This is a genomic window from Pseudomonas japonica, assembly GCF_013522925.1.
GTDB lineage: Bacteria > Pseudomonadota > Gammaproteobacteria > Pseudomonadales > Pseudomonadaceae > Aquipseudomonas > Aquipseudomonas japonica_A.
On sequence record NZ_JAAMQU010000004.1, the window covers coordinates 1 to 15,470 of the forward strand.

At 65.2% G+C, this 15,470-nt stretch carries 8 protein-coding genes; 7 read left to right on the top strand and 1 reads right to left on the bottom strand.

What is annotated here, in order from left to right:
• The first annotated feature begins 250 nt into the window (after window positions 1-250).
• The 5 genes from G7016_RS07155 to cysC all read left to right on the top strand — a co-directional run bounded on the left by G7016_RS07155 (window position 251) and on the right by cysC (window position 10,098).
• Window positions 251-3,184, top strand: a complete 2,934-nt coding sequence (locus G7016_RS07155; RefSeq protein ID WP_181112222.1) for an autotransporter outer membrane beta-barrel domain-containing protein — start codon at window positions 251-253, stop codon at window positions 3,182-3,184.
• Window positions 3,185-3,245: 61 nt separating this feature from the next.
• A complete protein-coding gene (locus tag G7016_RS07160; RefSeq protein WP_181112224.1) occupies window positions 3,246-4,619 on the top strand; it encodes a sigma-54 interaction domain-containing protein in 1,374 nt (457 codons plus the stop codon).
• Between the two features lie 169 nt (window positions 4,620-4,788).
• Complete coding sequence (locus G7016_RS07165) at window positions 4,789-5,937, top strand: iron-containing alcohol dehydrogenase (protein WP_181112226.1); 1,149 nt, start codon at window positions 4,789-4,791, stop codon at window positions 5,935-5,937.
• A 74-nt stretch (window positions 5,938-6,011) separates the two neighbouring features.
• The gene (locus G7016_RS07170) at window positions 6,012-7,451 is read left to right on the top strand and encodes a hypothetical protein (protein ID WP_181112228.1); all 1,440 of its coding nucleotides are present in this window, start codon (window positions 6,012-6,014) and stop codon (window positions 7,449-7,451) included.
• Between the two features lie 112 nt (window positions 7,452-7,563).
• Window positions 7,564-10,098, top strand: coding sequence for an adenylyl-sulfate kinase (gene cysC / locus G7016_RS07175; RefSeq protein WP_181112230.1), 2,535 nt, complete (start codon window positions 7,564-7,566; stop codon window positions 10,096-10,098).
• A 20-nt stretch (window positions 10,099-10,118) separates the two neighbouring features.
• Here cysC and G7016_RS07180 read toward each other — a convergent pair whose 3' ends face one another.
• The gene (locus G7016_RS07180) at window positions 10,119-11,048 is read right to left on the bottom strand and encodes a GNAT family N-acetyltransferase (RefSeq protein ID WP_181112232.1); all 930 of its coding nucleotides are present in this window, start codon (window positions 11,046-11,048) and stop codon (window positions 10,119-10,121) included.
• A 182-nt stretch (window positions 11,049-11,230) separates the two neighbouring features.
• On the opposite strand from G7016_RS07180, the gene G7016_RS07185 reads away from it, so the two are divergent.
• Together G7016_RS07185 and G7016_RS07190 are read left to right on the top strand one after the other, a co-directional pair.
• On the top strand, window positions 11,231-11,458 hold the full coding sequence (locus G7016_RS07185; protein ID WP_181112234.1) for a hypothetical protein: 228 nt from the start codon (window positions 11,231-11,233) through the stop codon (window positions 11,456-11,458).
• Window positions 11,459-11,645: 187 nt separating this feature from the next.
• A complete protein-coding gene (locus G7016_RS07190; RefSeq protein ID WP_181112236.1) occupies window positions 11,646-15,359 on the top strand; it encodes an autotransporter outer membrane beta-barrel domain-containing protein in 3,714 nt (1,237 codons plus the stop codon).
• Window positions 15,360-15,470: the final 111 nt, after the last annotated feature.

Below are 15,470 nucleotides of genomic sequence, written 5' to 3' on the forward strand. Positions count from 1 at the left end.
GCGCCGGCCTGGCCACCACCTTCAGCAACGGCGCCGAGCTGTCGGTGAACTACGACGCCCAGACCCGCAGCGACTACACCGACCAAACCGCCTCGGTGAAATTCAGGCTGCCGTTCTAGGGCGTAGCCTTGGTCACACCTGTGGGACCCGGCGTAGCCGGGGAATGGACCAAAGCAGGCTCAAAGTCCGGGGGCTCTCGCCCCCTCCTACATTCGCAACCGCCCCTCCACAACAATAGGGTGCACCTTTTATGGACAACCGCAGCCCTCACCTCTCTGGCCTCGGCGGCCACCCTTATCATCGGCTGCAGGCCGCGCTGTTGCTAGCCCTCGCCGGGCCGCTGGGCCTGGCCGAAGCGGCTGACAGCTGTACCACGGCAATCACCACCGTGAGCAGCGCTATCACAGTGGCGTGCAGCTTGAGTCAGGGGCAAAGCCTCACGGTTACCAACAGTGGCGCCATCGAGGTGCCCTCCGGCGCCGCCGTCACCCTTACCGGCTACAACCACACCCTGGCCAACAGCGGTACCCTCAGCGGCGACTACGGTGTGCGCATCACCGCACAAGATACCGCCCTCGACAGTTTCGCGAACACCAGAACCGGCCTTATCAAGGGCGCCGTCGAAGGGGTTTCCATCAGCCACGCGGGCCTGGGCGCCCTTACCAATGCAGGCCAGATCACTGGCAACGTTGCCATGACGCTCTCGGACGTCGGCCTTACCCGTTTTGACAACAGTGGCCGCATCGATGGCAGCGAGGACGGCCTGGTGATCGAGCGCAGCATTATCCGCGAGGATTTCCGTAACAGCGGCGCCATCACCGCCTTCAGCCGCGGCCTTACCCTGACCAACGACACTCTACTCGGCAACTTCGTGAACACAGGCCGCCTCGCCTATACGGCACTTACCGGTACCCACGTGTATGGGCAGTTCATAAACGAAGGTTCGATCGCCTCGGGCTTCACGTCCCTGGGCATCGGTGACAGCACGATCGAAGGCGGTTTGATCAATCGTGGCGTGCTCTACGGAGGCAGCTTCGTCGGCATCAGTAGCAGTGTGCTGGGCAGCCTGGTCAATGAAGGCACGATCACGGCCGGCACCGGCGAATTCGACGTGACCGACACGCTGATCAAGGGCGACCTGATCAACACGGGCGTCATGCGCTCGCTGTATGGAGGGTTACCAGCGCTGCACATGTACGGCGGCGCGATCCTCGGCGACGTGATCAACAGCGGCCGCATCGACGGCGACTACCACGGCACCGGCATCGAGCTGGACCGCGGCGCCAGCGTGTTCGGCGATTTCATCAACACCGGGCTCATCCTCGGTGCCGACGGAGCCATACTGACCCGCGCGCAGCTGGCGGGCGACTTCATCAACCGCGGCACCATTCGCTACAACAGTTATGACGACGGCTACTTGGGCAGCGCGCTGCGCCTTACCGACAGCACTGTGCGTGGCAGCGTGACCAACAATGGTTTGATGAGCGGGCGCGGCGCGGGGATCACGCTGACCAACAGCAGCCTGGGCGGCCTGGTAAACACCGGGACCCTGGCCGGCGGGCAGTACGCGCTTTACGTGGACGGCACGAGCACCCTGCCCACCCTGGCCATCGGCGGCAACGGTACGGCGCGGTTCAAAGGGGCGGTGTACGCGCCCAATACCAAGGCCTACCTCTACAGCAACGCGCGCTACAACCTGGCGCCGGGTGATCGCTGGACCGTCGATAGTTTCACCAACCGTGGGCAGCTGGTGCTCACCGCGCCTGTGGCTGCAGCCAAGCCCGCCCGCTTTACCGGCGACTACATTCAGCGCGACGGCGCGGTACTGCGCACCGAAGTCACCGACGCCACCCATTACGGCCAGTTGGTGGTCAGCGGCACCGCCACCCTGCCCAGCCAGGCGCGCATCGACGTGGACGTGGCCAGCGCCAATCAGCCGTTCACCGTGAGCCGTTTGCAGGATGTGATCAAGGCCGGCACGCTCAAGTCCAACGGCACCTTTGCCGTCACCAGCAACTCGGCGCTGTTCAACTTCGGCGCGGTGAAGGACGCCAACACCGTGGACCTGACCTTGGTCGCCAAAACCTCCAGCGGTGTTGGAGTCGCCGCCAGTGAAGCGGGTTTGACCGGTGCCGGCGGCGCCGCCCGGGTGCTGGACCAGCAACTGGCTTTGGGCAGTGCCAGCGCACTTACCCCCTACTTCGTGAGCGCCACCAGCAACGCCGAGGTCGCCAGCCGCCTGGCGCAAACCCTGCCGCAGACCAACGCCTCCTTGCGTGCCAGCCAGGGCGCGCTGTCGGCCATCGGCCTGGCGGTGCAGGAGCGCATGGGCATCGCCAACGGCCTGCTCTCGGCGGACGGCCTGAACAACGCACCCGGCCTGTGGAGCAAGCCCTTCAGCTACGCCAGCGGGCGCACCGGTGGCAGCAGCGGTTCGGTGATCGGCATGGACACCCGGCTCTCTTCCACTTCCCGCGCCGGCCTGGCCTTTGCCTACGCCAACGCCGAAACCACCAACGTGCAAGGCGCGGCCCAGAGCAGCCAGCTGGATTTGTGGCAGTTCCTCGGCTACCGCAGCTATGCACTGGATCGCACCACCGAGCTGATGCTCTACGCCGGTGCCGGCAACAACAGCGTGCAGGGTGAGCGCACCCTCGCCTTGAGTGGCGTGAGCGGCACGGCCAAGGGCGACTACGACAGCGTGATCGCCACCGTCGGCGCCAGCCTGGGCCGCACCTTGCAGCTGAGCGACACTACCCAACTGCTGCCCGCGCTACGCCTGGACTTCAACCATATCCGCGACGAGGCCTACCGCGAGCATGGGTCCAGCGGCCTGGCGCCGCTGCTGCTCAACGTGGAAGAGCGCCACAGCAACCAGCTGATCGCCGGCCTCGACGGCACCCTGGCCCATGCCTTCACCCCACGCACCGCGCTGAAGCTGAACCTGGGTGTGGGCTACGACCTGATCAACGACGACGGCGCGGTAAAAGCCGCCTTCGCAGGGGCACCGGACCAGACCTTCACCACCCCCGGCGAAAAAGCCAGCCCGTGGCTGTGGCGCAGCGGCGCGGGCCTGGCCACCACCTTCAGCAATGGCGCCGAGCTGTCGGTGAACTACGACGCGCAAACCCGCAGCGACTACACCGACCAAACCGCCTCGGTGAAATTCAGGCTGCCGTTCTGAGGGAGGGGCCCGCCCGCAAAATCCCTTAAACTCCGCTTGAACACCCCAGGCGGAGAACCCGGTGAACATCAGCGATTCGAGTTTCGAAGAACTCCTCAATGCCCTTCACGACGGGGTGTACATCACTGACGGTGAAGGCATCACGCTAAAGGTGAACCGCGCCTATGAACGCCTCACCGGGCTGGATGGCGAAGCGCTGCTGGGCCGGCCGATGCAGGCGCTGGTCAAGGAAGGGGTGATTTCACAGTCCGCTTCGCTGCGGGTGTTGCAGGATGGTCAGCCCGTATCGGTGATGCAGAGCCTCAGCCAAGGCAAGCAACTGCTGGTGAGTGCTACGCCGATCTTCGATGACATGCGGCGCATCCGCTACGTGGTGAGCACGGTGCGGGACATGACCGAGCTGCTGCGCATGAAGCACGAGCGCGACGAACTCGCTCAATTCAAGCAGCTGCGCAACAGCACTGCCCGGCTGCATGCCGGCCAGCGGGATAACCTGCTGCAATCGCCGATGGTGGCCCATCAAGAGGTGTCGGGTCAGGTGTTCGCCCTCGCCCGGCAAGTAGCTGCCAGTTCGGTGAAAGTACTGCTACAAGGCGAAACCGGGGTGGGTAAAACCTTGGTCGCTCAGTTCATTCACAACGCCAGCCCCCGGGCGAAAGAACCCTTCCTGGCGCTCAACTGCGGCGCCCTGCCGGAGAATCTGATCGAGGCAGAGCTGTTCGGCTATGCCCCCGGGGCCTTTACCGGGGCCGGCCCCAAGGGCAAGCGAGGCCTGTTGGAACTGGCCCACCATGGCACCTTGTTCCTTGATGAAATCGGCGACCTGCCGCTGCCGGTGCAGGTAAAGCTGCTCAAGGTCATCGAGGAAAACCGCTTTATCCCGGTGGGCGGGCTGGAGCTCAAGGAGGTGGACGTACGCATCATCAGCGCCACCCATCACGACCTGAAAAGCCAGGTGGCCGCGGGCAAGTTCCGCGCAGACCTTTTCTACCGGCTCAACGTGGTGCCCATCAGCATCCCCGCGCTGCGCGAGCGAAGGGAAGACATCCCTCCATTGCTGGAGTACTACCTGGCTAGCTTCAACGGCCGCTACGAGCGCGAGGTGCAGCTGAGCCTCGAGGCCCTCGACCTACTGTGCGACTACACCTGGCCCGGGAACATTCGCGAGCTGATCAATATCGTGGAGCGGCTGGTAGTGACCAACCACACGGGTACCATAAACGCCCTGGACCTGCCCGAAGAGATTCTCAAGCTGGCACCTTCGCCCGCCGAAAACAGCCGCCTGCCGCTGCGCAAGGTGCTGGAGAACGCCGAACGCGCGGCCATCCGCGCAGCGCTGCAGGCACACAAAACCACCCGCCTTGCCGCCAAGGCGCTAGGGGTAAGCCAGGCCACTGTGGTGCAGAAAATGAAACGCTGGGAACGCTCCGATTAGGATTTCAATCAACGCCGCTGATTTTGATTCGATTGCCAATCGCTGCGGCCCCCTCTGCCGCTCGGCAAAACCCTTCAACCGCTCTAGCCCAAGGCCTGCGCAGGGTTGGCACAGCTTTAGCTACGTCCATCAGGCACGCTCCCCACAACAACGCCTACAGGACGAGCCGATGAGCCTCTCTGCCTTCAAGATCGCCAATACTCTGATTACCGGTGCCGCTGCGCTGGAACAGCTGCCGGCCGAACTCACCCGCCTGAACGTACGCAACCCGTTGATCGTCACCGATGCCATTCTGGTGAGCTCGGGCACCGTGGCGCTGGCCCAGGCGCAACTGGGTGGGCGCGAGCATGGCCTGTTCGATCAGGTCAAGCCCGAACCGGAACTCTCCATCGTCGAGGACTGCACCCGCGCCTACCGCGAGGGGGGCCATGACGCGCTGATCGCCGTGGGCGGTGGCAGTGCCATCGACATCGCCAAGGGCGTTGCCGCCTTTGCTCACCATGACGGCCCCCTGACCGAGCTGTTCGGGGTAAACCTGGTGAAACGCAAGGGCCCGCCCCTGATCGCCATTCCCACCACGGCCGGGACGGGCTCGGAAGTGACCAATGTGGCGATATTCTCGGACAAACAGGCCCAGCTGAAAAAAGGCATCGTCAGCGATTACCTGCTGCCGGACGTGGCCCTGGTAAGCCCGGTCATGACCCTCACCTGCCCCCGCAGCGTGACCGCCGCCAGTGGCGTGGATGCCTTGGTGCATGCGGTGGAATCCTACATATCGGTGAACGCCTCGCCGATTACCGATGCAATTGCCTTGGGTGCGATCAAGCTGATCGCCCGCGCATTGCCCAAGGCCTACGCCAACCCTTCCAACCTCAGCGCCCGCGAGGACATGGCCACCGCTAGCCTGATGGCCGGCATGGCATTCGGCAACGCCGGCGTGGGCGCGGTGCATGCGCTGGCCTACCCGCTGGGCGGGCGCTTCAACATCGCCCACGGCGTGAGCAACGCCCTGTTGCTGCCCTACGTGATGGCCTGGAACAAAATGGCCTGCCTGGAGCGCTTCCGCGACATCGCCGAGGCCATGGGCCTGCGCGTGGCCCACCTGAGTGACCGGGACGCCGCCGACCTGGCCGTGCAGGCCATGAGCGATTTGTGTGCCGCCGTGGACATCCCTACCGGCCTGCGCAGCTTCAACGTGCCGGAAGACGCGATCCCGGCCATGGCCGAGGAAGCCAGCAAGATTGACCGGTTGATGCGCAACAACCCGCGCAAACTTACCGCCAGTGATATCGAGAAAATTTACCGCAGCGCGTATTGATCGCAGCGCCGCAGGCTCTCGCCCGGGTTTACCCGGGCCTCACCCTTATAAAACCAATAATTCAGGTGCCCACCATGTCCGATACACCGCTTGCGGGTCGTGAAAGCCCTTACATCCCCCTGGGACCGTTCAAGGTCCGGTTGCCGTTCCTCCACTACAAGCTCGAGATGCCCGACTACCTGCAGGGCCTGCTGATGTGTGCGGTAGACCTTGCGGCTATCCCGCTGATGACCGAGCTGCTGGGCATGCCATTCGAGGTGGCCCTGGCGGTGGTGATGCTCAATGGTTTGCTGTACCTGACGCATCACCTGCTGGGTGACCCCACCGTGCCAGGCTGGATCACCCCGGCGGTGCCGCTGCTGATGACCTACTGTGCGCAGTTCCCCATGGGCCCGGAACGGGTGCACGCCTTGATTGCCTTCCAGTTGATGCTGGGGGTGTTTTCCATTGCGCTCGGGGCCACTGGCATGGCGCGCAAGGTGGTGGAATACGTGCCGCCGGCAATCAAATCGGGGATTATCGTGGGCGCCGGCCTCAGCGCCGTGATCGCCGTGTTCCAGGTGGGCGGCAAGTTCAACGTGTTGCCCATGACCATCTCGATCGCAGTGGGCATCGCCTTCTATTTGATCTTCTCCACGCACTTTAATGCGCTCAAGCAGCGCAACCGCTTCTGGTGGAACTTCGCCAAGCTCGGCATCCTGCCGATCATCCTGCTGGCGGTGGTGATCGCGCCGTTGTTCGGCGAAGCGCCGTGGCCGACGATCCAGTGGGGCATCAGCCAACCTGACTTCGCCGGCCTGTGGCACGGCTACACGGTGTTCGGCCTGGGCATGCCACTGCTGTCGATGTTCATTTCCGCCGTGCCCACCATGCTGGCGGTGTACATCATCGTGTTCGGCGACGTGCTGAGCGCCAAGGCCTTGCTCGACGAGGCCGAGACAGTGCGCACCGACGAGGCCGTGGACTACAACCCCGACCGCGCGCACCTGATCTTCGGCGCGCGCAACGCCTTCATGAGCATCTTCGGCCCGGACGTGGCCATGTGCGGGCCCAAATGGGCCGCCATGCTGGTGGTGGTGATCGAGCGATTCAAGGGCGGGCCCAAGGCGATGAAATCCATCATCGGCGGCGTTGGGTCTTTCCGCTGGGGCACCAACACGGGCCTGTTGCTATTGCCGGTAGTAACCCTGGTGCAACCCATTCTGGGCGTGGCGCTGTCGCTGACCTTGCTGATCCAGGGCTACGTAAGCGTGCGCCTGGGCATCCTCGAAGCGCGCAGCCAGCGCGACCTGGGAATCGCCGGCGTCATCGGCGCGGTGTTGGCGATCAAGGGTGCCAGCTGGGCCTTCGCCATCGGCGTGGTGCTGTGCTTGCTGATCTACGGCAAGGACTTCTTCAAGGGTGAGGTAGACGGCACTTTCACCAAAGACGTGAAACCTCAGCCCGAGCCCGCCGTACCGATGCCCGCTGCGCCCAGGCACGCCCGCGCCTCCGAGCAGGCATTGGCCGACTGATGCCTGGCAAACCCTTGCCGGCGCAGGTCGGCAAGGGATCGTAACGGCCGCGCTACGCAGTTACCGCCGGTGGGCTATGCTGCTGCGACCACTGACCGGAGCGAGCGCTGTCGTGACCACTACCCCAGCAACCTCTTCTTCACGCGCGGGCGCCGTGCTTTGGCTGACCGGGCTGTCTGGCGCGGGCAAAACCACCCTGGCCGAAGCCGTGGCCGAGCGCCTGGGCGCTGCGGGTTACCCGTGCTATCTGCTCGATGGCGACTGCCTGCGCACCGGCCTGAATGCCGACCTGGGGTTCAGCCCCGAGGACCGCAGCGAAAACGTGCGGCGTACCGCCGAGGTGGCTGCGCTGTTCGCCGATGCCGGCCTGCTGTGCATCGTGTCGCTGATATCCCCTTACCGCGCCGACCGCGAGCGCGCCCGCAACGCCACGCCCCGCTTCCATGAGATCCACGTGGCCGCCGACCTTGCCACCTGCGAACAGCGAGACACCAAAGGCCTCTATCGCCGCGCCCGCACGGGTGAGCTGCCCGCCTTTACGGGCATCAGCGCCCCTTACGAAGCGCCGACATCCCCGGAGCTGCGCCTGGACACACACCGTGAAAGCGCCCAGGCGAGCGTGGAGCGCTTATATCGCTACGTGCTCGAGGCGCTGCCGCTGGGCCGCCCGCAGAGCGCGCCACTGGACATGCGCCACGAGCAGGCGCTGCACCTTTACCGGAACGGGCAGGTGCCTGAGGCCTTGCAGGCCATGGCACGGCTGATCGAAGAAGCCCCCAACGCGCCGCTGCTGCACAGCAACCTGGCCGAAATGCTGCGCCAGCAGGGCCAGCCCCGCCCGGCCGTGGCCCATGGCGAACGCGCGGTAGCCCTGGCGCCCGCGTTGGCCTCGGCGCACAGCAACCTGGGCCTGGCCTGGTTCGACCTCAACGAACTGGACCGCGCCGAGGCCTGTCACCGCACCGCGCTGCAACTGCAGCCGACCATGGTGCCCTCACTGAACAACCTGGCCAGCATCGCCCATGCCCGCGGGCAGCTTGAAGCGGCTATCCATGGCTACCGCCAGGCCCTGCTGTGCCGGCCTGATTACCCTGAAGCGCTGTCCAACCTGGGCACCGTACTGATGGAAGCCGAGCGCCTGGACGAAGCCGTTCAGGCACTGGAACAAGCCACCGAACTGGCGCCTACGTCCGCCGACGCGGTGTGCAACCTTGGCCTGGCACGCCTTCGCCAGGCTCGCCCGGCACAGGCCCGGCCCCTGCTGGAACATGCCCTGCAATTGCGCCCCACGCACATCAAGGCCTGCGCCGGCCTGGCCCGTTGCCTGGCCGAACTTGACCAGCGCGAGCAAGCCTTGCAACTGCTACAAGCCGGGCTGGAGCGTACGCCGGACAGCGCCGAAGCCTGGTGCCAACTGGGCACGCTGGCGGCCGAGGCAGGCGAACCGCAGCGTGCCGAAACCGCGCTACGCCGGGCGCTGGAGTTGCGCCCAGGCTTCCCCGAAGCCTTGGTGGGGCTGGCCAGCCTGGCGCTGGAGCGCGGCCATCAACCAGAAGCCGTCACCTTGCTGGAGCAGGCCATCGATCAGGCGCCGGACAACCATGGCGCTCGGTACCACCTGGCCCAGGCGCGAAAGGCCGGGCCAGGGGACGACAACCTCGAACACATGGAAACGCTGCTAGCCGGGGCCGCCCAGGCCAGCCCCGGCCGGCGTATTGCCTTGCACTACGGGTTGGGAAAGGGCTATGACGAACTGGGCGATTACGCCCGTGCCTTCACCCACTTCGAGCAAGGCGCGCGGCTGAAACGGGCCACGTTCGACTACAGCAGCGAGGCGGACGAGGCCCGCATCGAGGCGATCATCCAGCACTTCGACGCGCCACGCCTGCGCTCACTGGAAGGCCAGGGAGACCCGAGCGACTTGCCGATCTTCGTGCTCGGCATGCCACGCTCCGGCACCACGCTTACCGAACAGGTATTGGCCAGCCATCCACAGGTGACAGGGGCCGGCGAGCTGCACGACCTCATGCAGTTGCTGCAAGCGCCACTCCCCGGCCAGCGCCCGCTTCCCTACCCGATGAACCTGGCCCCGGCCAATGCCAGCGACCTGGCCGCGCTGGGCCGCGACTACCTCACCAGGCTGCGCCGCCACGGGCCACAGGCACGGCGGATCACCGACAAGCTGCCGGCGAACTACATGGGCGCCGGGCTGATACCGGCGATGTTGCCGAACGCGAGAATCATCCACGTGCGGCGCGACCCGGTGGACACCTGCCTGTCGTGCTTCACCCGGCTGTTCAGCGAACATCAGGAGGCCACCTATGACCTGGCTGAACTGGGGCGACATTACCGCCATTACGCCCGGCTGATGGACCACTGGCGAGCCGTGATGCCGGCCGGCAGCCTGCTGGACGTGCGCTACGAGGACCTGGTAGCCGACCTGCCTGGGCAAACGGCACGCCTGCTGGAGTTCTGCGGCTTGCCTTGGGATGACGCGTGCCTGGCGTTCCACCGCAACGAGCGCAACATTCGCACCGCCAGCGTGACCCAAGTGCGCCAACCGCTGTACAGCTCATCGGTGGAGCGCTGGCGCAATTACGAGGCCTACCTTGGGCCATTGCTGGAGGCCTTGGGCGACTGCCGCTGAACACGCGCCCCAGCCGGCGCTCAGCGCCAGTCGTCGAACACCCAGCGGTCGGGCTGGTCGTAGCCGCCGCTGCCACGGTGCATGGTCACACCCAGAATGCGCATGGCGAAACCGGCGGCCAGCAGGTGCTGATAGGCGTCCCGGCGGCCGGTGTTCACGCCAAGCATCACGCTGCGCTGGCCGTTGGCGACGGCGAGTGCGTCACAGGCGGCCAGCAAGCGGTTCATTCGAACCGGCGCCTGATCGCCCCCGCGCACCGCAGCGAATTTCACATAGCACACTCCGTCGCCGGCCTCGCTGTGGGGGCCAAAGTGGCAGGCCGCAAAGGCTTCGACCTCGCCGTCGGGTGAATGCAACAACAGGTTGGCGCCCAGCTTGAGTTGTTCCACCGCCAGCAGTTCACCGCGCACATCCAGGCCTGCGGCGATGCTTTCGGTAAGGCCGGCGCAGGCTTGAAGCACCGCCTCGGTCAATTCAACCGCCGGGGTGGTAGCGCCCGGCGGCACGGGGGTTACTGCCCGTTCCATCACGGCGGTCAACGCCTGGGGCCAGAAGCCGAAGCCCTGATACAACCCCAGATGGCGCGGGCTGTCCGGGAAGGTGAACAACCCGGCATGGCTCACGCCCCAGGCGTCCAGTTGCCCGCTTACCGCGGCCATCAACGCCTTGGCCACCTTGCGCTCCCAGAACGCCGGCCGCACCGCAACGGGCCCCACCACGGCATGGCTGCCCCACCGGGCAACACCTGCCACCCCGGCGAGGGTGCCGCCCAGCCGGATCTTGAACCAGGCCGTATGCGGCGCGCGCCAGCGGCCCTCCACATAATCCCGGTCGTTCCAGAACTCGCCCGGCGCCGCTACCCCCATGAAGGTGGCAAACGCCTCGCACACCACTTCCCGTGCCTCGGGGAGGTCGGCTTCAAGCAAAGGCTGGATAAGGAAGTCGGACATGAAGGCCTCGGTTGGGCAATGAAGCGCGAACGATACCGTGGGAACAAATCCCCTGCAAAGCCATGGGGCCGAGGCTATAGGGGGACAGGCCATACTGTTTTTGATCGAAATATCCCGACCACCGGCTCGAACCTTTTGGTTTTCCACCGTTCTATCCTTACACACTCACACGGAGGTGGCACATGGCCGCACTTCAATCGAACCTCGCAGGCCTGAACTTCGCACTGGACGCGATAACTGCCTGGGAAACGCATTGGTCGCTGCGCGACGATCGCCTGACGTGCCGCCATTGCGGTTCCAGCCAGGGCCGCTGGCAGAGCCGGCAACCGTTCCAGCATCGTCGCGGCTGTGATGGCGAGTTGTTTGCGGATGAGATGCCGTGGGCTTCTGTGCCGGGCTGGCAGGGTTGAGCTGATACCGCAGTAATTTCCTCGATTCAAAGCGGCATACCGCTGACGTCAAACGCGCTTCCCACTGAGGGTAAGCGCCGCTTGTCTGTGCCTGCTGTTGGCTGAATGTTTCAGCTTTGACACACCTTCCGCTGCTGACTATACCCAAGTCCTCTCTACAACATCGGCGACGAGCCGGGGGTGGGCCATGGTACGGAATAACCGGAACGGGCAGTGCAGTAGGGGCCTGGGCGACCTTCACACACACCACTCTCCTCGAACCCTGGCCTGGGCAATCACCCTGGCGATCGGCGGCCTTGCGGCACAGCCGGCGCTCGCGGCATGCGGCAGCGCCGGCACTACCGTGATCGGCGGCGCGGCCAGCGGCCCTTGTGTGCTGGTGGCCGGGAGCATCCTTAAGGTCACCAGCACCGGCACCCTTGGCAGCAACGGTGCCGCCGGGGCCAGCGGCAACAAGGTCAACGGCAGCCTGCAGATCCTCAACGCCGGCACGATACGTGGCAAACCCGCGATCTCACTTACCAACAGCTCCATCAACGGCGGCATCACCAACTACACCAGCGGCACCCTGGCAGGCGCGGCCACCAACGGCACGGCGGTGCTGATCGACAGCACACGCCTCAGCGCAGGCATCACCAACAACGGCAAGGTCCAGTCCGGGTCGGCGTCCGGCAATGGTATCGACATCGAAGCCAGCATCGTCGGCGGGTTACGCAATCGCGGCCAGATCGGCGCAGCCGTGTATGGGCTGCTTACCCTGGAAACCACCGTCAACGGGGACGTAAACAACAGCGGCAGCATAAAGGGCGACGTGGTGGGTGTGGCACTGAACAACACCATCGTGCATGGCAACGTGTTGAACACCGGCACAGTCAGCGGGGGGCAATATGGCCTGGCGCTGACAGGCACCCGGGTGAGCGGCGACGTGCGCAGCACCGGCACGCTGCGGGGTAGTTCCGACGCCCTGCGGTTGGTGAACACTACTGTCAGCGGCAACATCCTCACCCAGGGAACCATCACCTCCGAGGGCACCGGGGTGCAACTGTCCAGCGGGCGGTTGGCCGGCAACCTGGTAAACGAAGCCGACATCACCGCTGTCGCGGGCATATTGGTGGGCAGCGACGTGCGCGGCAACATCATCAACCGGGGCACCATCGTGGCGTCCAGCAGCGCGCTGGCCCTGTACAACGCCACGGTGAAGGGCACAGTGCAGAACACCGGCAGCCTGTCGCTGGAAGGGGGTACGGTTCAGGCCCCGGATATCCCACAGGCGGTGCTGGGTGTTCATGGCGGTTCAATGATCGGTGGCCTGTACAGCACGGGCAGCGTGACCAGCACCGACCGTATTGCGGTACAGATCGACACCGCCACCGTGGGCAGCCGCGGCATCAAGAACGTGGGCGGCACCTGGAGCGGGCGCACCGGGTTGTTCCTGGACAACAGCCGGGTGGCCGGCAGCGTGATCAATACCGGCACTATCGCGGGCCTGGGCGGCGTGGAAGGCGCCGCAGGGGTGAAGGTTCGCGCCAGCCAGATCGAAGGCAGCTTCAGCAATGCCGGCACCATCACCGGCACTGCCACCGCAGTGAGCCTGGATAACAGCGGCATCGGCGGCAACCTCAGCAACAGCGGGGACCTGCGCGGGGTCAACGGCTTGCGCATGGAAGACACCAACGTGGGCGGGAGCCTGCTCAACAGTGGCAACGTCCAGGCCGACGGCACCGGCATCGCCCTCCTGGGCAGCACCGTGGAAGGCGACATCGACAACAGTGGCGTATCGTTCGGCTGGGACAACGGCTTGCGGCTCAGCGATAGCACTGTTTACGGAGTGCTACGCAACAGCGGCACGTTGCAGGCGCACACCTACGCGCTGAGTGTGCGGGGCTCATTCATAAAAGGCGGCATCGTCAATTCCGGGCACATTGAAGGCCCGGCGGGCGTGGTGGTAGGCAACAGCCGTATCGGTAGCTTCGACAACCGCGGGATGATCCAGGGTGGCGACGACGGCGTGCTCACCATCGCCAGCACCCAAATCAGCGGCGACCTCAGCAACAGCGGGCAAATCCGCTCCGATCCCACCTCGCCGTTCACCGTGCTGCTGGTGGATACCCAGGTGGGCGGGCGCCTGATCAACAGCGGCACCATCGCCGGGCAGGCGGGCATCTATCTGCGCAACAGCGACATCACCGGTGGCATCGATATCAGCGGCCCGGTGCTTGCCGACCCGATCAGCGGGTACGCGGTGAACATCGACAGCGACTCCAGCGTGCCGCAGCTGCGCATCAACGGGAAAGACACCGCCAGGTTCAGCGGCGCGGTTCGAGCACTGGCCACGCCGGTGCTGGTGACCTCGGGTAGCACCGTCACCCTGCAGGATGGCAACCGCTTCGAGGTACCTACCTTCGAAAACCGCGGCACCCTGGCCGTAGCGGCACAAGGGCCGGACCCGGATGATCCCGGCGCACCGGGCCACAGCGCGGTGGCCACGATCCAAGGCAATTATGTGCAAGCCAGCGATGCGACCTTCAGCACCCGGGTGCTCGACGGCGCGAACTACGGCCATCTGGTAGTGAGCGGCACGGCCACCCTGCCCCACCAAGCGAACGTGTATGTGAACGTGGCCGACGCCTCGCAGCCGTTCACTGTAAGCAGCCTGAGCAACGTGATCTCGGCGGGTACTTTCGCCTCCGACGGCACCTATAACGTGACCAGCAACTCCCAGCTGTTCAACTTCACCGGGGTGAAAGATGCCAACACCCTGGACCTGAACCTGGCCGCCAAAAGCCCTACGGGAGTAAGCGACGCCGTGAAAGGCAATGCCGCCGCTCAGGCCGCCGCTCGCGTGCTGGACAGCCAGCTGGCCAAGGGCACTGGCAGTGAGCTGTCGAGCTACTTCGTGAGCGCCACTTCCAGCGCCGAGGTGGCACGGGCTGTGAGCCAAAGCCTGCCACTCACCAATGCCCTGCCCGCCAGCCAGTTCATGCTTGAACAGATCACCGATACCCTGCGCGAGCGCCTGGCCGAATCGCCCATGCTCGGCACCAGCTTCGCGCAGCCGCAGGGCGGGGTATGGATCAAACCCTTTGGCGCGCGCATGGCCGACAATCAACGCACTGCCGGCGATGGTTTTGCGGCGAATGTAGGCGGCACGCTGTTCGGCGCCGAGGCTGTGCTGTCGCGGGCCACGCGGTTCGGCGTGGCCTTTGCGTATGGCAACAGCGAGGCTACTGATGCAGGCGCCGGCAGTGGGCGCAACAACCAGCTGGAGCTGTATCAATTCACCGCCTACGGCAGCCACCTGCTCGACGATGTAACCGAGCTGAGCGTGCACATGGGCATGGGCCATAACCAGAGTGACGGCCGCCGTACCTTGAACTTCGGCGGCAACAACACCCAGGCCAGCGCCAGCGTGGACAGCCAGATCCTCACCAGCGGCGTGGCGCTGTCGCGGCGCTTGACGCTGACCGAGGCAACAACCGTTACGCCGGCCCTGAGCGCCGACTACACCCGAGTACACGACGACGCTTACCGGGAGAGCGGAGCTTCCAGCATTGCGCCTTTGCTGTTGGACGTAAAAGCCCGCACCACAGACCAGTTGCTGCTGGGCTTTGATACCCGCGTAAGCCACGACCTGGCGCCTGGCATTCAGCTCAAGGGCAAGCTAGGCGTCGCTTATGACGTGTTGGACGAGGGCAACGTCGTCACTGCGGCGTTCGCCGGCGCGCCCGGGCAGACATTCCGCACGCCAGGCAGTGATCTGGGCCCGTGGGTGCTGCGTGGCGGGCTGGAATTCGCCTCGGTGAGCCGTGGCGGCACCAGCGTGTCGTTTTCCATGGACATGCAAACTCGCGCCGGGTACACCGAGCAAACCGGGATGATGCGGGTTAGCGTGCCGTTCTGAGGGTCTTTTATGTGAAGGCCGGTGCCGGTTCGGGGGCTTTGCCGGAAGGCCGCCCCCCTCCTACAGGTCAGCGGCCGGGCCGTTGATTGCGCATGGTGGCGATGCAGGTAA